We start from the raw sequence: 1,100 nt of genomic DNA, 5'->3' as shown, positions 1-1,100 counted from the left end.
TTCCTTCGAGCGCGAGTGGCGCGAGATCCGGCACGGCGTGCTGCTGGAGGGCTTCCCGGAGTACGTCGGGTACGAGAACCGGGCATCGGAGATCAGACTGTTCCAGATCGGGATCGTCCCGGGCCTGTTGCAGACCCCGGAGTACGCGTGGGCGCTGGCCAAGGGCGACGTGTGGCGCGGCTCCATCACACCCGAACAAGCTGAGGAGCGCGTCTCGTTCCTGGCTCAGCGGCAGGCCACACTAGCGAGGAGCAGGCCGCCCATGCTGATCGTGGTGATGGACGAAAGCTGCATCCTCCGCCCGATCGGCGGCCCCGAAGTCATGAAGGCCCAGCTACGACGGTTGGTCGACTTCGCCGCGCTCCCCAACACCGTCCTGCAAGTAGCACCCTTCGACATAGGAGAGCGCCGCCCGTTCAACCTGCCGGTCAACCTGCTCACGCTTCCGGACCGGTCCATGGTCTCGTACGCCGAGTCCCACTCTCAGGGGCACGTAGACCGCGAAAGCGCGTCTGTCCTGCCGCTACTGACGGCCTACCATCAACTACAGGCCGAAGCACTCTCCCAGGCAGCATCCGTGGCGATGATCAAGCAGGCATGAAAGGGAAGACCCGTGACTGACGAGCCCCGCTGGTTCAAGTCCTCGTACAGCTCCAACGGCGGCGACTGCGTGGAGGTCGCCACCAACCTCGCCGCCCCGCACGGCGTCATCCCCGTACGCGACTCCAAGAACCCCACCGGCCCCGCCCTCCACACCACCCCCACCGCCTTCACCGCCTTCGTGACAGGCATCAGGGCCGGAGACTTCGGCGCGGTCCATCCGGCCGTTGCGGGATGAGGTCCGTCGGCAGGGCCTCGACGGCGGCTGCGGCGTGGTAGGCATGGGTGGTGATCGGCCGCCTCCCGCTGGATGAACAGCTTGCCGCCCTGAAGTCCGTGCTGTCCCGCAACGAGGTGTTGCTGGAGGTGTTGCACCGCGCGGCAGGTCTGGGGCTGCCCGGCTGGTACGTGACGGCGGGGTGTCTGTTCCAGACCGTGTGGAACGTGGCCACGGACAGGCATCCCACCAGCGGGATCAAGGACTACGACGTCTTCTACTT

At 66.5% G+C, this 1,100-nt stretch carries 3 protein-coding genes; all 3 read left to right on the top strand.

Annotated features, from left to right (window positions below):
- The coding region (locus ACFWGZ_RS41200) for a DUF5753 domain-containing protein (protein ID WP_382457010.1) at positions 1-601 on the top strand (601 nt) is incomplete at its 5' end.
- A 12-nt stretch (positions 602-613) separates the two neighbouring features.
- Positions 614-838, top strand: a complete 225-nt coding sequence (locus ACFWGZ_RS41195; protein ID WP_382457009.1) for a DUF397 domain-containing protein — start codon at positions 614-616, stop codon at positions 836-838.
- Between the two features lie 50 nt (positions 839-888).
- Positions 889-1,100 (top strand): nucleotidyltransferase family protein (locus ACFWGZ_RS41190; protein ID WP_382457008.1); only part of this gene is annotated, 212 nt, incomplete at its 3' end.

The sequence above is a fragment of the Lentzea sp. NPDC060358 genome (assembly GCF_042725365.1).
Lineage (GTDB): Bacteria > Actinomycetota > Actinomycetes > Mycobacteriales > Pseudonocardiaceae > Lentzea.
This window is presented reverse-complemented; position numbering and strand designations above follow the sequence as displayed.